This is a genomic window from Kitasatospora sp. HUAS MG31 (assembly GCF_040571325.1).
GTDB lineage: Bacteria > Actinomycetota > Actinomycetes > Streptomycetales > Streptomycetaceae > Kitasatospora > Kitasatospora camelliae.
Window position 1 is genome coordinate 6,742,100 of the sequence record NZ_CP159872.1, and the last position, 20,159, is coordinate 6,762,258.

The 20,159-nt window shown below is 73.3% G+C and carries 16 protein-coding genes; 10 read left to right on the forward strand and 6 right to left on the reverse strand.

Features of this window, described 5'->3' with window-relative positions; genetic code table 11:
- Nucleotides 1–25 precede the first annotated feature (25 nt).
- The 4 genes from ABWK59_RS30095 to ABWK59_RS30110 all read right to left on the reverse strand — a co-directional run bounded on the left by ABWK59_RS30095 (nt 26) and on the right by ABWK59_RS30110 (nt 5,875).
- Entirely contained in the window at nt 26–2,476 is a 2,451-nt protein-coding gene (locus ABWK59_RS30095) for an endo-beta-N-acetylglucosaminidase (RefSeq protein ID WP_354643798.1), read from the reverse strand.
- A gap of 80 nt (nt 2,477–2,556) precedes the next feature.
- Nucleotides 2,557–3,786: a glycoside hydrolase 5 family protein gene (locus ABWK59_RS30100; protein ID WP_354643799.1), complete on the reverse strand. Its 1,230-nt coding sequence runs from the start codon at nt 3,784–3,786 to the stop codon at nt 2,557–2,559.
- 60 nt (nt 3,787–3,846) lie between these two features.
- Nucleotides 3,847–4,887, reverse strand: coding sequence for a LacI family DNA-binding transcriptional regulator (locus tag ABWK59_RS30105; protein WP_354643800.1), 1,041 nt, complete (start codon nt 4,885–4,887; stop codon nt 3,847–3,849).
- Nucleotides 4,888–5,026: 139 nt separating this feature from the next.
- Nucleotides 5,027–5,875, reverse strand: coding sequence for an IS5 family transposase (locus ABWK59_RS30110; RefSeq protein ID WP_354639193.1), 849 nt, complete (start codon nt 5,873–5,875; stop codon nt 5,027–5,029).
- 135 nt (nt 5,876–6,010) lie between these two features.
- On the opposite strand from ABWK59_RS30110, the gene ABWK59_RS30115 reads away from it, so the two are divergent.
- The 4 genes from ABWK59_RS30115 (at nt 6,011) to ABWK59_RS30130 (ending at nt 11,051) form a co-directional block, all read left to right on the forward strand.
- Entirely contained in the window at nt 6,011–7,291 is a 1,281-nt protein-coding gene (locus ABWK59_RS30115) for an ABC transporter substrate-binding protein (protein ID WP_354643801.1), read from the forward strand.
- 82 nt (nt 7,292–7,373) lie between these two features.
- Nucleotides 7,374–8,249, forward strand: coding sequence for a carbohydrate ABC transporter permease (locus ABWK59_RS30120; protein WP_354643802.1), 876 nt, complete (start codon nt 7,374–7,376; stop codon nt 8,247–8,249).
- Entirely contained in the window at nt 8,246–9,091 is an 846-nt protein-coding gene (locus ABWK59_RS30125) for a carbohydrate ABC transporter permease (protein WP_354643803.1), read from the forward strand. Before ABWK59_RS30120 ends, ABWK59_RS30125 begins: the two co-directional genes overlap by 4 nt.
- Nucleotides 9,092–9,257: 166 nt before the next feature.
- Nucleotides 9,258–11,051 carry a cation:proton antiporter gene (locus ABWK59_RS30130; RefSeq protein ID WP_354643804.1) on the forward strand — a complete coding sequence of 598 codons (1,794 nt, stop codon included), beginning with the start codon at nt 9,258–9,260 and terminating at the stop codon, nt 11,049–11,051.
- Nucleotides 11,052–11,131: 80 nt separating this feature from the next.
- Here ABWK59_RS30130 and ABWK59_RS30135 read toward each other — a convergent pair whose 3' ends face one another.
- Nucleotides 11,132–12,799 carry a carbohydrate binding domain-containing protein gene (locus ABWK59_RS30135; protein ID WP_354643805.1) on the reverse strand — a complete coding sequence of 556 codons (1,668 nt, stop codon included), beginning with the start codon at nt 12,797–12,799 and terminating at the stop codon, nt 11,132–11,134.
- A 372-nt stretch (nt 12,800–13,171) separates the two neighbouring features.
- On the opposite strand from ABWK59_RS30135, the gene tdh reads away from it, so the two are divergent.
- From tdh to ABWK59_RS30165, 6 genes are all read left to right on the forward strand, one after another.
- Nucleotides 13,172–14,203: an L-threonine 3-dehydrogenase gene (gene tdh / locus ABWK59_RS30140; protein ID WP_354643806.1), complete on the forward strand. Its 1,032-nt coding sequence runs from the start codon at nt 13,172–13,174 to the stop codon at nt 14,201–14,203.
- A 62-nt stretch (nt 14,204–14,265) separates the two neighbouring features.
- A complete protein-coding gene (locus ABWK59_RS30145) occupies nt 14,266–15,456 on the forward strand; it encodes a glycine C-acetyltransferase (RefSeq protein WP_354643807.1) in 1,191 nt (396 codons plus the stop codon).
- 90 nt (nt 15,457–15,546) lie between these two features.
- Entirely contained in the window at nt 15,547–16,533 is a 987-nt protein-coding gene (locus ABWK59_RS30150) for a LysR family transcriptional regulator (protein WP_354643808.1), read from the forward strand.
- A gap of 121 nt (nt 16,534–16,654) precedes the next feature.
- Nucleotides 16,655–17,560: a Gfo/Idh/MocA family protein gene (locus ABWK59_RS30155; protein ID WP_354645157.1), complete on the forward strand. Its 906-nt coding sequence runs from the start codon at nt 16,655–16,657 to the stop codon at nt 17,558–17,560.
- A 146-nt stretch (nt 17,561–17,706) separates the two neighbouring features.
- Nucleotides 17,707–18,672: a phosphatase PAP2 family protein gene (locus ABWK59_RS30160; protein ID WP_354643809.1), complete on the forward strand. Its 966-nt coding sequence runs from the start codon at nt 17,707–17,709 to the stop codon at nt 18,670–18,672.
- A gap of 121 nt (nt 18,673–18,793) precedes the next feature.
- A complete protein-coding gene (locus tag ABWK59_RS30165; protein ID WP_354643810.1) occupies nt 18,794–19,258 on the forward strand; it encodes a hypothetical protein in 465 nt (154 codons plus the stop codon).
- A gap of 33 nt (nt 19,259–19,291) precedes the next feature.
- Here ABWK59_RS30165 and ABWK59_RS30170 read toward each other — a convergent pair whose 3' ends face one another.
- Entirely contained in the window at nt 19,292–20,098 is an 807-nt protein-coding gene (locus ABWK59_RS30170) for a helix-turn-helix domain-containing protein (RefSeq protein WP_420492957.1), read from the reverse strand.
- Nucleotides 20,099–20,159: the final 61 nt, after the last annotated feature.

Here is a 20,159-nt window from a genome sequence, read left to right on the forward strand (position 1 = left end):
CCTGTCGGCTCCCCTGGGGGCGAGGCTACGCCCCCCAGGCCTCGAATTCGTAGATGCGGGCGGCGGGGTCGCCGTTCTGGGTCGGCCGGGTGACCTGCAGCCGCACGTGCCGGGCGGTGACGGCGACCGGGTGGCTGGTGGCGGCCGCGGTGTTCCCGGTGACGGTGACGGCGGTGGTCCACGGGTCGGTGGTGGAGTCGCGGACCTGGATGGTGAAGTCGCGGGTGTTCCAGGCGGCGCTCTCGCCGCCGGCGGCCGCGTGCCTGACCTCGAACCGGCTCAGGCTGCGCACCGAACCCAGGTCCACCTCCAGCCACTTGGCGGAGGTCAGGGTGCACCACTTGTCGCCGTTGCCGCCCGTGACGCTGCCGTTGACGGCCTTCTCGGGGCCCTCGGCGGTGTTGCACCGGCCGGAGGCGGTGGCGGGCCGGTCCAGCGCCAGGTTGGTGGCGGTGCCGCCGCCGGGCCAGGTGACCCGGGTGGTGGCGGCGGCCGAGCGGCCGTACTCGGTGGAGACCGCCTCCACCTCCAGGGTGGTCTCGGTCTCCGCGCCCACCCGGTCCAGTCCGGCGACGAAGTAGGCGTCGTTCGGGGTGGCGCCGAGCAGGGTGCGGCCGCCGTCGGGGTTGCGCCGGTACACCTCGTAGTGGTGCACCGCGCCGCTCGCCGAGGCCGTCCAGGCCAGCCGCAGCGACCGGCGGGTGGCCGAGACCTCGCTCGCGCCCAGCACGGTCAGCCCGGTGGGCGCGGCCGCCGTGTCCACCGTGCCGTCGTACACGGCGAGTTGGCCGACCCGCACGTCCAGGGCGTCGGCCGTCCCGGTGGTCTGCAGGCCGATCTGGGCGATGGTGCGCCCGGCGTACCCGGAGAGGTCGAGGGTCCGGCGCTCCCAGTCGCCGCCGGAGGTGGAGCCGAGGTCCAGGGTGGTGAAGGTGCCGGGCGCGTCGGTGAAGGAGACCGCGGCCCTGAGGTGGCTGGGCCCGGCGGCGGGGGTCTTCAGGACCACCGACAGCCGGGTGTCGGCCGCGACCGGCAGCCGGGACTGGTACAGCCGGACGGTGTTGACGGCGTCCAGCCGCCCGGTGAGCCGCAGGGAGGAGCCGCCCTCGTAGGCGTCGGTGAAGTCGATCGACGGGGTGATCCTGCTGCCGGCGGAGGCGACCAGCCACCGGTAGGTCGGCGGGACGTCCTGGAGCGAGAGGTTGTTCCAGCCGCCGGTGGCGACGCGCCGGCCCTGGGAGTTGTGGAAGTCGCCCTGCCCGGCGTCGAAGGAGGTGACGAAGGGTTTGGCGGTGACCGGGGAGGACTCGGCGACGTAGGTGGCCAGGCCCTTCCAGGACGAGGAGGTGGAGGTGTTCGAGGGGTCGCCGTTGGCGCCGACCCAGTAGCGGGAGTCCCGGGCCTGGAAGTCGGCCCGGTCGGCGGCGGACTTCCAGGTCCACTCCGGGCGGTAGAGGCCCAGCGAGGCGGTGTGCGGCCGGTTCGGCGGGAAGAGCGTGTTCCAGTCCACCGAGGTGTTGTAGCCGCCTCCCTCGGTGTCGACGCCGGCGGCGAGCTCGTACGCGCTGCGGCCGAGCGAGCGGGCCAGGGTGCGGGAGGAGTCCAGCCCGGAGGCGGACCAGCCGAAGTTGAGGAACATCGAGTCCGAGGTGCGGCGCCCGTTCTCCTGGAGGAAGGCGTCGTTGGCGGAGCTGAGCGCGTCCTGCCAGTCCACCGCGCCGCTCTCGGTCATCGCGTCGTACCACATGAACTCCACCGGGCCCCGGGCGTCGGCGTACCGCATCAGCTCGCGCATCTCGCCGGCCAGGGCCGCGTCCCCGCCGCCGGTCTCCTGGTTGACGAACCAGCCGTCGAAGCCGTAGAAGCGGGCGACCTCCACCAGCTTGTCCGCGACCGGGTACCGGCCGTCGGACTTCTGCGTGAAGTCCCGTACCCACTGCAGCCGGCCGCCGTACGCCGCGGGCGGGAAGAAGACCGTGCCGTACACCTTGACGCCGTTGCGGTGGGCCGCGTCGATCACCGTGGGGTTGGGGGCCAGGATCAGGCCCTCGCCGGCCGAGCCGCCCCAGAACACCAGGGTGTCCAGGTACTGCCAGTAGCCGAAGGCGTAGGCGTTCGGGTCGGCGGAGCCCTGCGAGGGGTTGCCCGAGGTGGGGGCGAAGGCGGCCAGCGAGGTCACCCGGCCCTCGCCGGCGCGGGCGGCCGGGTTGGCCCGCAGCGCCGGGTCCTGGGTGCGCGGCTGGAGCGGTACCCGGGAGCGGTTGAACCGGGCGTCCGGGTCGGTGGCCGGATCCCAGGTCAGCAGAGTGTTCGGGTACCAGTACGAGGCGAAGGGCTGGGTGCCGGACGCGGCGGCGGCCGCGCCCGTGGTGGCCGGGGGGTCGGCGGCCGGGCGGGCGGCGGCCGGGGCGGTGGCCAAAGTGGCGGCGCCGAGGGCCGCGCACAGCAGGAGGGGCAGGGGCAGGGGACGTCTCATCGTTCTCCGATCCAGCGGTTCTGCCATGGGGGAGGTGCCGGTGGTGCGGAGGTACCGGAGGTGCGAGTGCTGTGGTGCGGTCAGGCGGGGGTGAGGACGGTGGCGACGCCGCGGGCGGCCAGGTACGCCCGGTCGCCGGCCCGGGCGGACGGGACCACGGCCAGCGGCCCGGAGGCCCGCAGCCGGACCCACTCGGCGTGGAACGGGCTGCCGGGGGCCACCTCGGCCCGCCGTCCGGGCTGGGTGCGCAGGTCCACGTCGCAGAGCAGGGCCGGCCGGTCGGCCGCCCGACGGCGCGGCTCGCGGATCACCGCGGCCAGCTCCTCGGCGACCGGCTTGCGCTTGTGGTCCACGGTGAACAGCCCCAGCTCGTACTCCCGTTCGGGGAAGTCGGCGAGGGACCGGGCCAGGTCGTGCGAGCACCACCAGGTGAGGCCCCAGAGCGAGGGGTTGGCCAGCACCTGCTCGGCGGTGCGGCGGACGAAGGCCGGGGCGTCGGCGGGCGGGACGTCCGGCTGCGGGGCGCCCACCTCCTGCAGCCAGACCGGCCGGGCCGGGTCGGTGGCGCTCGCGGCCGCCAGCTCGACCAGGTAGTCGGCGTGCGAGACGGTGGCCGGGCCGAGCGGCCCGTCGATCGCCGAGACCCCGTTGAACACCCAGGAGTGGACGGTGGTCAGATCGCCCAGCTCCACGGCGTCCTGCGGGAGGAAGGGGTGGTCGGGCCGGTACCAGGCGGCGTCGTACAGCGAGTGCAGCGCCAGCAGCCGGGGTGCCGCCGCCCGGGCCGCCGCCAGCAGCTCGGCGGCCCACCGGCCGGACTCCTCGGCGGTGACGGGGTTGGCCGGCCAGAGGTTGTCCACCTCGTTGCCCAGGGTCAGCGCGAAGACGTTCGGCCGCTCGGCCACCGCCCGGGCCACCTCGGTCACGTACGCGGCCAGGCCGTCCCTGACCGCCCGGTCGGTGAACAGGCTGCGCTGGTGCCAGGTGAGCACCCAGGAGGGCAGGAAGTCGAAGCTGGAGAGGTGGCCCTGCAGCAGGTCCACCGCCACCGACAGGCCGAACTCGGCTGCCGTGTCGATCAGTTCGAGCAGGTCCTCGATGCCGCGGCGGCGGATCAGGCCGCGGTTGGGCTGGATCCAGGGCCACACCGGGAAGACCCGGACGTGGTCCATCCCGAGCTCCGCGATGTCCTCGAAGTCCCGCCGGGCCGCGTCCGCCGAGAAGTCCAGCCAGCTGTAGAGCCAGCCCTCCGAGGGCACGTAGTTGACGCCGAACCGGAGCCGCGCCGGATCGGTGGGGTGTGCGGTCACTCGTCCTCCTGCTGTCGGACGGGCCCGGGGCACGGTGGAGCCCCGCTTCGCTCCCGGAGCCTAAACCGTTTTAGATGCCCTGCCAAGACCGGGCGGCGCGGTGCTCTCCCGGACGGTCAGCCGCGGGGTCGGGGTGCGCACGTCGCGGACGCCGGCCGGGTCGTCCAGCGCGGCCAGCAGCACCCGGGCCACCTGCCCGCCCAGCGCGAAGGTGTCCCGGGAGAGGGCGGTGAGCGCCGGGTGGACGATCCGGGCCAGCACCGAGTCGTCGAAGGAGACGATCGACAGCTCGCCGGGCACCGACACCCCCATCTCGGCCGCCACCCCGAGCCCGGCCACCGCCATCACGTCGCTGTCGTACACGATCGCGGTGGGCCGCCGGCCCCGGGCCAGCAGGGCGCGGGTGGCGGCCGCCCCCTCGGCGTCGCTGAAGTCGGTCGGCACCGACACCGCCTCTTCCAGGCCCAGCCGCTTCGCCGCGTCCCGCAGCGCCCGCATCCGGCGCTGGGTGTGGTGGAAGGCGGGCAGGCCGGCGAGGTGGGCGATCCGGCGGTGGCCGAGCGCCGCCAGGTAGTCGACGATCGACAGCATCGCCTCCCGGTCGTCCGCCCAGACGCTGGGCAGGCTGCCGTGCCGGCCGGGCCCGCCGAGGACCACGGTGGGCAGGGCGAGCGCCTCCAGCACCGCGATCCGCGGGTCGTGCACCTGGAGGTCGACCAGGATCAGCCCGTCCACCCGGTGCTCCGAGGACCACCGCCGGTACACCTCGATCTCGGCCTCGGTGTCCTCCACCACCATCAACTGCAGCGCCACCGACCGGGCCGAGAGCACCGCCTGCAGCCCGGACAGCAGCTGGCTGAAGAACGGCTCCACCCCGATCGTCCGGGCCGGCCGGGCGATCACCAGCCCGACCGCCCCGGCCCGCGAGCCGCCCAGCGCCCGGGCCGCGCTGTGCGGCCGCCAGTTCATCTCCTCGGCCACCCGCAGGATGCGCTCGCGGGTCGCCTGGCTCACCCCGGGCCGGCCGTTCAGCGCGAACGACACCGCCCCCTTCGATACCCCGGCCTGTCTGGCGATGTCGGCGATCGTCGGTCTGCCCACGGGCTCGGGCTCCTTCGCGGATTCGGTCCCGGCTGTTGACACCGGAGTCTAACCGGGAGGATAGTCCCCCGTTGCTAGACCGGTTTAGTCAATTGCCTGTGCACACCACCCCACCCCTCAGAGGGTGTTCGATACCGATTTAGGCTGCCGCAGGCGGTTTCGGGCGGAGGTATTGCCCGGTTCTGTCCGGGCTGGCGGTCAGCCGGGTGGTCATCGAATTGACCATGGCCCACTGGATCATCGAGCGTGACCGGTCCGGCAGCTCCTCGTAGTCACGGTGGAGCCGCCGGTACCGGGCCATAATCCCGAACGTCTGCTCCACCCGCCAGCGGATCGGCTGGACGACGAAGCCCTTCTGCTCCTTGTCCCGGGCGACGACCTCGACATCGATGCCCATTGCGGCGCCGTGCCTGACGACGGCGTGGTTGTAGCCGGCATCGACCCAGGCCTTGGTCACGCTCGGCCACCGGTCCGCGAGGACGTCGAGGACTTGCTTCCCGCCGGCAGAGTCCTGGACGCCAGCGGCGGTGACGATCAGCACCAGGAGCAGGCCAAGGGTGTCGGTGGCGATGTGCCGCTTACGACCCTTGACCTTCTTGCCACCGTCGAAACCCTGGGAGTCGGCGGGAGCGTTGGGCGAGGCCTTCACCGACTGGGCGTCGATGATCGCCGCGGTCGGCAGGATCCGGCGACTCTTCTTCGCCCGGAGTTGGTCACGGAGCGTGTCGTGGATCTGCTCGGTGGTCCCGTCGCGTTCCCACTCCTTGAAATAGCCGTAGACGGTGGTGTGGGGCGGGAAGTCGTGCGGCAGGTATCGCCAGGCGATGCCGGTCCGGGCGACGTAGAGGATCGCGTTGACCACCTCGCGCAGCTCGGTGATCGGCTCACGACCCTCGGCTCGCGCCGCCCGCCATCTCAGCAGCATCGGCTCGATGAGCTGCCACTGATCGTCCTTCAGGTCCGAGGGGTACCGGCGTCGTTCCGTCACGGTCGATCAATATCGCGGACACGGACCCGGCCGCCACGAGATCATGGAACCGAGTCCGTGCCGTGCCGATCAAAGCCGGACAGTTGGGGGGATTCACCTACCGAACACCCTCTCAGGGCAAGGCCAGGAGACCACATGCGACGGTACTGGGCACGGTTGGCCGCGGCCGCTCTCGCGGTCGCCACCCTCGCGGGCTGCGGCCTCGGCGGCGGCGGCTCCCCGGACGGCGGCTCCACCGCCGTCGGCGGCGAGGTGAAGGGCAAGGTCTCGCTGCAGACCTGGGCGCTGAAACCCAAGTTCACCGACTACCTGCAGGGCGTCATCCACGCCTTCGAGAAGGAGCACCCCGGCGTCCAGGTCGAGTGGCTCGACCAGCCCGGCGACGGCTACGCCGAGAAGGTCATCAGCCAGGCCGCCGCCGGCACCCTCCCCGACGTGGTCAACCTGCCACCCGACTTCGCCCTCCCGCTGGTCAAGCGGGACATGCTGCTCGACGTCGCCGGCGCCGACCCGAAGCTCGCCGAGGAGTACGTCGCCGGAGGCGTGGACGCCTACCGGTTCGCCGGCCACCCCGGCACCTACGGCTACCCCTGGTACCTCAACACCGACGTCAACTACTGGAACGGCGACCTGCTCACCCGCTACGGCCTCGACCCGAGGAAGCCGCCGACCACCCTGGACGAGCTGATCACCCAGGCTCGTACCGTCAAGGAGAGGTCCGGCGGCACCGTCCACCTGATGAGCCGCAAACCCGGCCTCGGCGACCTCGCCGACGCCGGCGTCCCGCTGATGTCGGCGGACGGCCGCGGCTTCACCTTCAACACCCCCGAGGCCGCCGCCCTGCTCGACCGCTACCGCGACGCCTTCAAGGAGGGCCTCCTCCCGCAGGACGTCCTCACCGACAAGTACGCCGGCAACGCCAAGCTGTTCACCTCCGGCGCCGCCGCCTGGACCACCGGCGGCGGCAACTTCATCACCGGCCTCGCCACCGACAACCCCAGCCTCGCCCCGAAGGCCGTGCCCTCCCCGGCGATGGGCACCCCGCCGCTCTACGTCCAGGGCCTGTCGGTGGCCCGGAGCTCCCCGAACAAGGCCGCCGCCGTCGCCCTCGCCCGCTGGGTCACCAACGCCGAGAACCAGGCCGCCTTCGCCCACCTGACCAGCATCTTCCCCTCCACCCGGGCCAGCGCCCAGGACCCGTACTTCAGCCGCAGCGACGGCACCAACGCCGGCGACGCCAAGGTGATCGCCTTCACCTCCCTGGCCAAGGCCCGGGTGCTCCAGCCGGTCCAGGTGGACGGCGCGATGAGCGACATCGTCAACCAGCAGATCGCCCTGGCCATCAGCGGCGGCACCACCTCCCGGCAGGCCCTGGACACCGCCGTCGCCCGCTGCAACCAACTCCTCAAGGGCTGACCCCGCGCCGCGCCGCGGCGGCCGGCCCCACGAGGCCGCCGCGGCACCGGCCCGGCCCGGGCAGCCGGAAAGGCACAGGCCCATGACTCACCGGCGCTGGTACACCCCGTGGCTGCTGGTCGGACCGGCCGTCCTGTGGCTCGCCGTCTTCAACCTGTGGCCCACCGCCAACACCGTCGTCCTCTCCCTCACCGACGCCCGCCCGCTCGGCGGCGGACACTTCACCGGCCTGGCGAACTTCCGCCGGGCCCTCACCGACGAGCAACTGGTCGACGCCCTGGTCAACAGCATCGTCTACCTGGTGGTCTGCCTCCCGCTGCTCACCCTGCTGCCGCTGCTGCTCGCCCTCCTGGTGGAGCGGAAGCTGCCCGGGATCACCGCCTTCCGGACCGCCTTCTACACCCCGGTCATCGCCTCCGCCGTGGTGGTCGCCCTGATCTGGGGCTGGGTGCTGGACGACCGCGGCCTGGTCAACGGCCTGGCCCAGGAGCTCGGCGCGATCACCCGTCCCGTCCCGTTCCTCACCGACCGCTGGCTGCTGCTGCTCAGCGCCATCGGCCTGACCGTCTGGAAGGGCCTCGGCTACTACATGGTCATCTACCTCTCCGCCCTCGGGAACGTCGGCCGCGAACTCCACGAGGCCGCCGCCGTCGACGGTGCTTCCGTCCTGCGCCGCTTCTGGCACGTCACCCTGCCCGGCGTCCGGTCGACCATGCTGCTGGTCTCGGTCCTGATCTCGGTCTCCGCCCTGCGGGTCTTCTCCGAGCTGTACGTGCTCTCGGACGGCACCGGCGGCCCCGGCGGCCGGGACATGTCGGTGGTGATGCTGATCCAGATGTACAGCCGCGGCTTCACCGGCCACCTCGGCTACGCCTCCGCGCTCAGCCTGCTGCTGCTCGCGGTCACCGTCGGCCCGATGCTCCTGCTGCTGCGGTTCGACCGGAGGGCCGCCCGGTGACCGCCCGCGGCTTCAACACGCCCTCGCCCGCCGAACGGGCGGTGCGCTACCTGCTGCTGGCCGGCGTCCTGCTGCTCACCATCGGCCCGTTCCTGTGGCAGCTGTCCACCTCGCTCAAGGGCCCCGGCGAGGATGTCTACACCCGCACCCCGAGCTTCCTGCCCGCCGACCCCACCCTGGAGAACTACGCCCGGGTCGCCGACACCATCCCGGTCTGGACGTACGCCGCCAACTCCCTGGCGGTGGCCGCCATCGCGGTGGCCGGCAACGTCCTCGGCGCCACCGCCGCCGGGTACGCCCTGGCCCGGCTGCGCTTCCGCGGCGCCCGCCTGGTGCTCGGCGCCTTCCTGGCCACCCTGGTGCTGCCCGGCGAGGTCACGATCGTCTCCCAGTACGTCACCATCCGCTCCCTCGGCCTCGCCGACACCCTCACCGGGGTGGCCCTGCCCGGGGCGGTCTCGATGCTCAACGTGCTGCTGATGCGCACCGCGTTCCGGGCCGTCCCGCCCGACCTGGACAGCGCCGCACTGGTGGACGGCGCCAACGCCTGGCAGCGCCTGGTGCACGTGGGGCTGCCGAACGTCCGCGGGATGCTCAGCGTGGTGGTGATCTTCACCTTCATCGGCGCCTGGGACGACTTCCTCTGGCCGCTGATCGTGCTGACCGACCCCGACAAGTACACGCTCACCGTCGGGCTGCAGTACCTGAACGGCACCTTCAGCGCCAACCCGCGGCTGATCGCCGCCGGCACCATGATCGCGTTCCTGCCGATCGTGGTGGTCTTCGCGGCGCTCCAGCGGTTCTTCTTCCGCGGGGTCGAGGAGGGGGCGGTCAAGGGCTGACGCCGGGCGGGGGCCTGGCCCTGCGGCTCCCCGTCCCGCCCGGGCTGCGCCGGGCCGCCGGGCGGGCGGAGAATCGAAGGGGTCGCGCCACCGCCCCGGGCGGTGTGGGAGGAGTGTCGAGGTGCTCGAACCACCGTTCCCCGCGGAGCCCGCGGCCGGGTGACGGATGCTCACCGGTGAACAGATCTTCCTTGGCTTCGGGCTGATCCTGGTGCTGGCGGTCGGCTCGCAGGTGCTGGCGAGCCGGCTCAACGTCCCGTCCCTGGTGGTGCTGCTGCCGGTGGGCTTCCTGGCGGGGGCGCTCACCACGAGCGTGGACCCCGAGCGGCTGCTCGGCTCCTCCTTCGAGCCGCTGGTCTCGCTCGCCGTGGCGGTGATCCTCTACGACGTCGGCCTCGGTCTGGACCCGGCGCACCTCAAGGGCCACACCGGCCGGACGGTGGTCCGGCTGGTCTGGATGGGCACCGTGCTGACCGGTGTGATCGGGACGATGGCCGCCTTCCTGCTGCTGGACGTCTCACGGTGGACCGCGCTGATGCTGGGCGTGATCCTGGTCGTCTCCGGCCCGACCGTGGTCGGGCCGCTGTTGCACTTCGTCCGGCCGGCCGACCGGCTCCAGCGGATCCTGGTCTGGGAGGGCTCGCTGATCGACCCGGTCTGCGCGGTGATCGGCGCGGTGGTGTTCCACGCGATCCTGGGCGGCACCGAGCCCTCGGTCGGCGAGCAGTTCGTCCGGTTCCTGCTGAGCATGCTGGTGGGCCTCGGCGGCGGTGCGCTCGGCACCCTGGTGCTCTGGCTGGTGCTGCGCTTCCTGCGGCCCGGCGAGATCACCACGGCCACCGTCCAGCTGGCCCTGGTGGTGGGGATCGCGGCGGGCTGCAACGCGCTGATGGACGCCACCGGGCTGATCAGCGCGATCGCGATGGGCGTGGCCGCCGCCCGGCTGCCCGGGTTCGACCTGCGCGACCGGCGGACCTTCCTGGAGACCCTGGTACGGCTGATCCTGGGCCTGCTGTTCGTCTCCATCTCCGCCACGGTGACCCCCGCGTCGCTGGGCGAGGTACTGGCGCCGGCGCTCGGCGTGGCCGCCGTCCTGGTGGTGCTGGCCCGCCCGCTGCTGGCCGCCGCCGCCACCTGGCGCACCGACCTCCCGGGCCGCGAGCGCGCCTTCATCGGCTGGATGGCGCCGCGCGGCATCGTGGCCGCCGCCACCGCCTCCGCCTTCGCCGGGCCCCTGACGGCCGAGGGGGTGGGCGGCGCCGACCAGATCCTGCCGGTCACCTTCACGGTGATCGTCGCGACCGTCACCCTGTACGGGCTGACCGCGGGCCCGGTGGCCGAGCGGCTGCGGGTGGTCCGGCCGGCCAGCTCCCGTCCGCTGCTGGTCGGCGCCGAGCCGTGGGGGATCGACCTGGCCCACGCCCTCCAGCGGGCCGGCATCGAGGTGCTGGTCTGGGACGGCGACGAGGAACGCTCCCGGACCGCCCACGCGGCCGGGCTGCGGCACGCCGACGGCGGGCTGCTCCCGGCGGCGGTCGGCACCGACGCCGAGGCGGAGGGCATCACCATGGTGCTGCTGCTGACCTCCGAGGACGACTTCAACCTGCTGGCCTCGGCCGCCCTGCGGGACCGGGTGGAGGGCCCGGTGTACCGGGTGCGCCCGTCCACCACCGCCGACCCGGCCGCCCGGCCGCTCGTCGACGGGGACCTGCTGTTCCGGCGGGAGCTGTCCCGGCCCGCCCTGCAGCGCCGGTACGCCGAGGGCTTCCGGGTTCTGCTGCGGCCCGCCGACGGCGACCCGGCCACCGCCGACGCCGCCGCCGACGGCGCGGACCCGGCCGACGGCGAGCTGCTGTTCCTGGTCCGCCGCGGCGGCCGGCTGGTGCCGGTCACCGACCACGGCCGACCCGCGGCCCGCCCGGGCGACACCGAGGTCCGCCTGGCGCGGCCGGAGGGCTGACCGACCGACCCCGACGGCCCGGCGCCGGGCCACCGCCCCCCCGTACGGGAGGAGCGGCGGCTCGGCGGGTGCGCGGGCGGTCAGCCGGTGAAGCCGGCCGTGATCTTGGTGAACTGCCAGTCGTTCTGGGCGATGCCCGAGCAGGACTCCTGCAGCCCGCCGCCCGGGCAGGGGCGGTCGCGGTTGACCGACCAGAACGCCAGCCGGGCGATGTGGTGCGCGTTCGCCCAGTCGCGGATCCCGGTCCAGTTCTGGACGGTGGTGACCTCCTGGGTGTCGCTGACGCCGTTCATGCCGGAGATGCCCAGGTGGGCGTAGGCGGTGGCGTCGTCCCAGCCGAAGGTGGACCTGAGCTTGGCCTTCAGGCCCTCGGCGGCGCTGACGGTGCTGGCGTACATGTCGGTGGAGGCGTTGCCGAAGTCGAACGGCATGATGGTGAAGACGTCGACGTCGGCGCCCAGCGCCTTGGACTGCTCGATCAGCCGGTTGCCGTAGTAGGTGGGGCCGGTGGTGGCGGTGCCGAAGGTGAGGATGGTCCGCAGACCCGGGTTGTTCTGCTTGACGATCTTCAGGGCGCCGAGGATCTTGTCCTGGACGGCGGTGTTCTCGAACTCGTCGGTGTTCTCGATGTCCACGTCGATGGCCTTGAGGCCGTACGCGTCGATCACCTTCTGGTAGGCGCCGGCCAGGTCGGCCGCGGTGGCGCAGTTCGGGCCGAGCTTGTTGCCCTGCCAGCCGCCGATGGACGGCACGATGTCGCCGCCCGCGGCGCGGACCGCGTTGACGGTGGACTGGTCGACCCCGCCGGCCAGCGGGCGCTGGCCGTCCCAGGCCGGGTTGCAGCCGCCGGAGGAGAGGATGAACGCCATGGTGAACCACTTGACGCCGGTCGCGTTCATCACCGTGGTGGGCGAGGGCGGGTTGCCCCAGCCGTTGTAGAAGTACGGCGCGGCCTGCTTGAAGCCGGTGCCGCCGCCACCGCCCGGGTCGGTGGTCACGGTGACGGCGTTGGAGGCGCCGGAGGTGTTCCCGGCGGCGTCGCGGGCCTTGACCGTGAAGGTGTACGCCGTGGACGGGCTCAGGCCGGAGACGGTGGCGGTGGTGCCGGTGACGGTGGCCACGTGGGTGCCGCCGCGGTAGACGTCGTAGCCGGTGACGCCGACGTTGTCGGTGGAGGCGGTCCAGGCCAGGGCCACGGTGGAGGAGGACTTGCCGGTGGACCGCAGGCCGCCGGGCACGGTCGGCGCCTGGCCGTCGACCGGGCCGCCGCCGGGGCCGTCCAGGCTGACGTCGTCGGCGTAGTAGGTGCCCTGGCCGTACCAGCCGTTGAGGTAGATCTGCGCGCTGGTCTGCGAGGCGCCGGTGGTGAAGGAGAGCGAGAGCTTGGACCAGTCGGCGGCGGACGGCGTCCAGGTGGAGGCGCCGCCGGTGACGCCGAGGTAGACGTAGCTGCCCCGGACCCAGCCGGAGAGCGTGTACGTGGTGTTGGGCTGCACGGCGACGGTCTGGGTGCACTTGGCGTTGTCGCTCGCGCTCGCGGCGCCGGCCAGCGCCTTGCCGCCGGTGCGCACGGGGCTCGAGACCGCCGAGCCCAGGTTGCCGGTGCAGAACCAGCCGGACAGGCCGGACTCGAAGCCGGGGTTGGTGAGCAAATTGGCCGCGTGCGCCGGGCTGGGCAGGCTGAGCGCGGTGGCCGCCGCCAGCAGGGCGGCGGCGCCCGCGGCGGGCAGGCGGGTGCGGACGTGCACGGGGGTACCTCCGGTGGGGGAACGTGGGGGTGGAGGTGCGGGGGAGTGACACCAAAATGGACTGGACCAATTCGACTGTCAAGTACTCGACACGAACCGGCCACCCGTCCCTGACGTCCCGTCAAACCCATGAACGCGCCGGGCGCGCTGCTCCGAACGGGTGGCGCCCGGCACGCCTACGGGCCCGACCCGCATCCGCTCGGGCACGATCGTTCAGCCCAGCTGTGGCCGCCCTTAAGAATTCCTCGATGGACCGCACCGGCCGTGACCAGGCAGATTGCTGGTGCCCGGCCGGTGATCGTCCGTCGCCCGGGTGCCCCGGGCCTGCCCCCCCCGCCAGGCCCGTTCCACCGTGCGTCAGGAGCCCCCGCCGTGAAGGCACTCGTCAAGAAGACCGCCGAGCCCGGGCTCTGGCTGATGGACGTCCCCGAGCCGGAGATCGGCCCCACCGACGTGCTGATCAAGGTGCTGCGCACCGGCATCTGCGGCACCGACCTGCACATCCGCAAGTGGGACGGCTGGGCGCAGCAGACGATCCGCACGCCGATGACGATCGGCCACGAGTTCGTCGGCGAGGTCGCCGCCGTGGGCGCGGCCGTCGCCGACATCAACGTCGGGGACCTGGTCAGCGGCGAGGGCCACCTGGTCTGCGGCAAGTGCCGCAACTGCCTGGCCGGCCGCCGCCACCTGTGCCGCAACACCGTCGGCCTGGGCGTCAACCGGGACGGCGCCTTCGCCGAGTACGTCGCGCTGCCCGCCTCCAACGTCTGGGTGCACCGCGTCCCGGTCGACCTGGACGTGGCCGCGATCTTCGACCCGTTCGGCAACGCCGTGCACACCGCGCTGTCCTTCCCGGTGGTCGGCGAGGACGTGCTGGTCACCGGCGCCGGCCCGATCGGCATCATGGCCGCCGCGGTGGCCCGGCACGCCGGCGCCCGGAACGTGATGATCACCGACGTCTCCCCGTACCGGCTGGAGCTGGCCCGCCGGGTCGGCGTCTCGCTCGCCCTGGACGTCTCCGAGCACCCCATCGAGGAGGGCCAGCAGAAGCTCGGCCTGCGCGAGGGCTTCGACGTCGGCCTGGAGATGTCCGGCCGCCCCGAGGCGCTGCAGTCGATGATCGCCAACATGACCCACGGCGGGAAGATCGCCATCCTGGGCCTGCCCGCCGAGCAGTTCCCGGTCGACTGGGCCCGGATCGTGACCTCGATGATCACCCTCAAGGGCATCTACGGCCGCGAGATGTTCGAGACCTGGTACGCGATGTCCGTCCTGCTGGAGGGCGGTCTCGACCTCAGCCCGGTGATCACCGGACGCTACCCCGCCACCGAGTTCCAGGCCGCCTTCGACGAGGCCGCCGGGGGCAACTGCGGCAAGGTCATCCTGGACTGGACGACCCTCTGACGGTCGCCGTACCGCCCCCGCCCCACCGCCGCGCAGCGTTCACCCTTCCCGTAGGAGACCCCGTGTTCGACAACGTCCGCGAGGACCTCGCCGCCACCCTCGACGAGATCCGCGAGGCCGGCCTGTTCAAGCCCGAGCGCGTGATCGGCTCCCCGCAGTCGGCCGAGGTCACCGTCAGCTCCGGCACCGGCGGCCAGGTGCTCAACTTCTGCGCCAACAACTACCTCGGCCTGGCCGACCACCCCGAGGTGATCGCCGCCGCCAAGGAGGCGCTGGACCGCTGGGGCTACGGCATGGCCTCGGTCCGCTTCATCTGCGGCACCCAGGACGTCCACAAGGAGCTGGAGGGGCGGCTCTCGGCGTTCCTCGGCCAGGAGGACACCATCCTGTACTCCTCCTGCTTCGACGCCAACGGCGGCGTGTTCGAGACCCTGCTGGACGAGCGCGACGCGGTCATCTCGGACGCCCTCAACCACGCCTCGATCATCGACGGCATCCGGCTCTCCAAGGCCCGCCGCCACCGCTACGCCAACCGCGACCTGGCCGACCTGGAGCAGCAGCTCAAGGCCACCCAGGACGCCCGCCGCCGCCTGATCGTCACCGACGGCGTGTTCTCCATGGACGGCTACATCGCCCCGCTGCAGGAGATCTGCGACCTGGCCGACCGGTACGACGCGATGGTCATGGTCGACGACTCGCACGCGGTGGGCTTCGTCGGCCCCGGCGGCCGCGGCACCCCCGAGCTGCACGGCGTGATGGACCGGGTGGACATCATCACCGGCACCCTCGGCAAGGCCCTCGGCGGCGCATCCGGCGGCTACGTCGCCGCCCGCCGCGAGATCGTGGCGCTGCTGCGCCAGCGCTCCCGCCCGTACCTGTTCTCCAACTCGCTGGCGCCGGTGATCGCCGCCGCCTCGCTCAAGGTGCTGGACCTGCTGGAGACCTCCGCCGACCTGCGCGAGCGGCTGGCGGACAACACCCGGCTGTTCCGGACGCGGATGACCGAGGCCGGGTTCGAGATCCTGCCCGGCGAGCACGCCATCGCCCCGGTGATGATCGGCGACGCCGCGAAGGCCGGCCGGCTGGCCGAGCTGCTGCTGGAGCGCGGCGTGTACGTGATCGGGTTCTCCTACCCGGTGGTGCCGCACGGCCAGGCCCGGATCCGGGTCCAGCTCTCGGCGGCCCACTCCACCGAGGACGTGGAGCGCGCGGTGGCCGCGTTCATCGACGCCCGGTCTGTCCTGGAGGGCTGACCGGCCGCGCGGAACGCTCCCCGCACTCCTGCTCCGGGCCGTCCCGGGCGGGGTGCGGGGAGCGTTCCGCGCGCTGGCAGAATTGACCGTGTGATCGACGCACGACGGCTGCGGACCCTGCGGGCCGTGGCCGACCACCGCACGGTGACGGCCGCCGCCGCGGCCCTCTACCTCACCCCCTCGGCGGTCTCCCAGCAGCTGGCCGCGCTGGAGCAGGAGACCGGCCACAGCCTGCTCACCCGGGACGGCCGCGGGGTCCGCCTCACCGCCGCCGGGGAGATCCTGGTCGCCCACGCCGACGCGGTGCTGGCCCAGCTGGAGCGCGCCGAGGCCGACCTCGCCGCCTACCGCGACGGGGTCTCCGGCGAGGTCACCGTCGCCGCCTTCGCCACCGGCATCGCCCTGGTCCTGGCCCCCGCGATCGCCGCCCTGGCCGACTCCGCGCCCGGCGTCCGGCTGAAGGTGCTGGACGCCGAGGGCGACGCCAGCCTGCCGATGCTGCTGGACGGGCAGGCCGACCTGGCGGTGGCCGTGGAGTACCGCGGCGCGCCGCGCGCCGACGACCGGCGGCTCACCCGCCTCCCGCTGTACGCCGAGCCGTTCGAGGCGGTGCTGCCGCTGGACCACCCGCTGGCGGCCGGCCGCGGCCCGGTGGCGGTGGCCGACCTGGCCGCCGAGCCGTGGATCGGCCCCTACCCCGGCAACCCCTGCCACGACGTGGTCCTGCTGGCCTGCGAGTACGCCGGCTTCCAGCCGCGCCTGGTGCACTCCTCCGACGACTTCCGGGCGGTGGTGGCGCTGGCCTCGGCCGGCGCCGGGGTGGCCCTGGTGCCGCGGTCCGCGCTGCGCGGCGCCGACCTGTCCCGGGTGGCGGTCCGGCCGGTGGACAGCGCGCTGGCGACCCGGAAGGTGTTCGCGGCCGTCCGCAGCGGCGCCGAGCGGCACCCGCTGATCCGTCCGGTGCTGGCCGCGCTGGCCGCCGCCGCGGGCCGGCTCGGCGAGGGCGGGACCGAGGGCGGTGGCGCGGACGAAGGCGGTGGCGAGCGCCCCGAATCGGCTGATCTCCAGGCATCCTGACTGCTCAACAGTGCTTCTGGCATATGCTGCCGATGGTTCGGCCCGGTGACCGACGCGGGCGGCCATCCACCCTCAGGAGCGCCCGATGAGCGACCACCACCTCGACCTCGACAGCGCGACGATCCCGGTGGCGGTGATCGGCCTGGGCGACATCGCCCAGAAGGCCTACCTGCCGGTGCTCACCGCCCTGCCCGGCCTGGACCTGCGGCTGATGACCCGCGACCGGGCCAAGGTCGAGCGCCTCGGCGAGGCGTACCGGATCCCCCGCGAGCACCGGTACACCGACCTCGGCGCGGTGATCGCCGGCGGCCTCCGGGCGGCCTTCGTGCACGCCTCCACCGACCAGCACGTCGGCATCGTCACCGAGCTGCTGCGGGCCGGGGTGGACGTGTACGTGGACAAGCCGCTGGACCACCGGATCGAGGGCGCCCGGGCCGTGGTCGAGCTGGCCGAGGAGACCGGCCGCTCGCTGCTGGTCGGCTTCAACCGCCGGCACGCCCCCGGCTACCTGCTCGCCCAGGAGCGCCCGCGGGACCTGATCGTGCTGCAGAAGCACCGCGAGGGCCTGCCGGAGGACGCCCGCAGCGCGGTGTACGACGACTTCATCCACGTGGTGGACACCCTGCGCTTCCTGGTCCCGGGCGAGATCGAGCACGTGGACGTCCGCTCCCGCAGCCGCGACGGCCTGCTGGAGCACCTGGTGCTCACGCTGTCCGGCGACGGCTTCACCGCCCTCGGCATCATGAACCGGGTCAGCGGCTCCACCGAGGAGGTGCTGGAGGTCTCCGGCGGCGACTCCAAGCGGGTCGTGGTCAACCTCGCCGAGATCATCGACTTCCGCGGCCAGCCCAGCATCCGCCGCCGCGGCGACTGGGTGTCGGTGTCCCGCCAGCGCGGCATCGAGCAGGTCGTGCTGCACTTCCTGGAGGCCGTCCGGGCCGGCAAGACCCTCTCCGCCCGGGACGCGCTGCGCACCCACGAGCTCTGCGAGCGGATCGTCGCCGAGATCGCCCGCCAGACCCGCTGAGCTCCTCCGCTCCGGCACATCGCCCGCCGTCCGTGGGGGTGGCGGGCGCACTCCCTCCACGGCGGCCGCACACGTGAGTTTTTCCTGGGCAGCGCCTGGATGCCGCCGCCGGATTCTCCAAGGATGCGCTGTTAGCTTCCGGGCGCATGACCGATCTGTCCCATCCCGCCCGCTCCGCCGTACGGCGGCTGCGCCCGCGCCTGCTGGCCTGGCCGCTGTTCGCCCTCGCCCTCGCCTGGTACGTCGACGGCTACGGCCTCCCGTACGAGAACGACGTGGTCTTCTGCTGGCTGATCGCCGCCCTGGTCGCCGCCTCGGTGCACGCCGGGGGCCGGCACGGCTGGCTGTCGGTGCTGCGCGACTGGGTGCCGGTGATGGCGGCGGTGTGGACGTACGCCCTGCTGCGCGGCTACGGCTCGCACACCCCGTGGGCGCCGCACTGGCGGCCGCAGCTGGCGGTGGACACCTTCCTCGGCGGCGGTCAGACCTGGACGGTCCGCCTCCAGCACCGGCTCTACCACCCCGGTGAGCCGCAGTGGTACGACTACGCCGCGGTCGGCGTCTACATGTCGCACTTCTTCGCCGTGTTCGTCACCCTCGCCGTGTTGTGGCGCCGCGACCGCTCCCGCTACCTGCGGCTGCTCGCCCTCTACCTGGCGGTCACCTTCGCCGGGTTCGCCACCTACGTGCTCTACCCGGCCGAGCCGCCGTGGCTGACCGCCCGGCACGGCCACCTGCCGGAGCTGACCCGGGTGGTGCAGGCGGTCCTGGACGGCAGCGGGCTGCCCCGGGCCGGCTCGATCTTCCAGGGCGGCAGCCGGTTCACCAACGACGTGGCGGCGATGCCCTCGCTGCACTCCGCGTACCCGATGCTGCTGGCGCTGTTCTGCTGGCCGCTCGCCGGGCGGGGGCTGCGGATGCTGCTGGCCGCGTACCCGCTGGCGATGACCTTCGCCCTGGTGTACGGCGCCGAGCACTACGTCGTCGACGTGCTGGTCGGCTGGCTGTACGCCGCCACCGCCTGGTACGTCGGCCGCCGGGTGATGGCCCGGCGGCAGTCGCGGAGGGCCGCCGGTGCCGGGGCCGTCCGGCAGCCCGCGCGGATTACCTGACAGGTCATCGACCGCGGCGGCCGGGACGGCGAAGCTGGTACCACCAGGCCGGGACGGGGCGGGAAGCCCCTCCGGCCGGGGCACCCACCGTGAGTCCAGACGCCCTGGAGGCTGATCCGTCATGTCCGCGACCACCTTCACCACCCCCGCCCGCGACGCCCGCGACACCGGTACCGGCCGCGCCGCCGCCGTCGAGGCCGCGTACCGCCGGCTGCGCCGCTTCCTCGCCCTGGACGCCGTGGTCACCGGCGGCAACGCGCTCGCCTACCTGGCGCTGCCCGGCCCGATCGGCGAGCTGCTGGGCGTCTCCCGCGGGGTGCTCACCGAGGTCGGCGCGGTCCTGCTGCTGTTCGCCGCCGCGGTGGCCGCCCTGGCCGCCCGCCGCCGGCCCCCGGCGGTCGGCGCCGCGCTGGTGGTCGACGTCAACCTCCTCTGGCCGGTGCTCAGCCTGGTGGCTCTGCTGGCCTGGTTCTCGCCGACCGCGCCTGGCCTGGTGTGGATCCCGCTGCAGGCCGCCACGGTCGGCGGCTTCGCGGCCCTGCAGTACCTGGCGCTGCGGGCGGTCCGCGCCGCCGAGCGGGGCTGACGGCCCGCCCCGCGTCGGCCCGGCCCGGCCCGGTCAGGGCAGCAGCGACCTGAGGAAGGCACCCGTCTCCGGGTCGGCCGGGAGGAAGGTCTCCATGGCCAGCTCGGAGACGGTCACGTCCATCGGCGTGTTGAAGGTCGCGATGGTGGACAGGAAGTTCAGCACCCGGCCGCCGTACGCGATCCGCATCGGCAGGGCGAACGGGAACAGCTGGCTGGCGTCCTCGTCCGGCCCGTCCACCGCGCCCTCGGGCAGCGGGTAGGCGCTGACCTCCTCGTACAGGGCGCGCAGCGGCTCCGAGCGGGCGAGGGCGATCTGCCGCTCCATCTGCTGGAGCAGGTGCTCGCGCCACTGCCGGAGGTTGACGATCCGCGGTGCGACGCCCTCCGGGTGGAGGGTGAGCCGCATCGCGTTGAGCGGCGGCACCAGCAGGTGCTCGGCCACCCCGTCCAGCAGCAGCGCCATGGTCCGGTTGGCGGCCAGCACCCGGTAGGTGCCGTCCACCACCAGTGCCGGGTAGGGCTCGTGCGCGGCCAGCAGCCGCTCGACGCCCTCGCGCAGCGCCTCCATCGACGGGTCGTCCAAGGGGGTCTCCGGGTAGAGCGGCGCGTACCCGGCCGCCAGCAGCAGCGCGTTCCGCTCCCGTACGGGAACGTCCAGGTGCTCGGCGAGCCGCAGCAGCAGGGCCTGGCCCGGGCGGGCCCGGCCGGTCTCCACGAAGCTGATGTGCCGGGCCGAGGACTCCGCCCGCAGGGCGAGCTCCAGCTGGCTCAGCCGGCGGCGCTCCCGCCAGCCGCGCAGCAGCGGGCCGACCCCGGCCCCCGGGGCGCTGGTGATCATCGTCATGGGGTGAACGGTAACTGAGGGTCCGTCGGATCCCGCGACCGCCCGGTAAAAACCA

Excerpts from the sequence above, each read along its gene's own strand:
- ABWK59_RS30120 (WP_354643802.1), top strand. The coding sequence starts at position 7,374 with ATGACTCACCGGCGCTGGTACACCCCGTGGCTGCTGGTCGGACCGGCC.
- ABWK59_RS30115 (WP_354643801.1), top strand. The coding sequence starts at position 6,011 with ATGCGACGGTACTGGGCACGGTTGGCCGCGGCCGCTCTCGCGGTCGCC.
- ABWK59_RS30170 (WP_420492957.1), bottom strand. The coding sequence starts at position 20,098 with ATGATCACCAGCGCCCCGGGGGCCGGGGTCGGCCCGCTGCTGCGCGGC.
- ABWK59_RS30160 (WP_354643809.1), top strand. The coding sequence starts at position 17,707 with ATGACCGATCTGTCCCATCCCGCCCGCTCCGCCGTACGGCGGCTGCGC.
- ABWK59_RS30130 (WP_354643804.1), top strand. The coding sequence starts at position 9,258 with ATGCTCACCGGTGAACAGATCTTCCTTGGCTTCGGGCTGATCCTGGTG.
- ABWK59_RS30095 (WP_354643798.1), bottom strand. The coding sequence starts at position 2,476 with ATGAGACGTCCCCTGCCCCTGCCCCTCCTGCTGTGCGCGGCCCTCGGC.
- ABWK59_RS30165 (WP_354643810.1), top strand. The coding sequence starts at position 18,794 with ATGTCCGCGACCACCTTCACCACCCCCGCCCGCGACGCCCGCGACACC.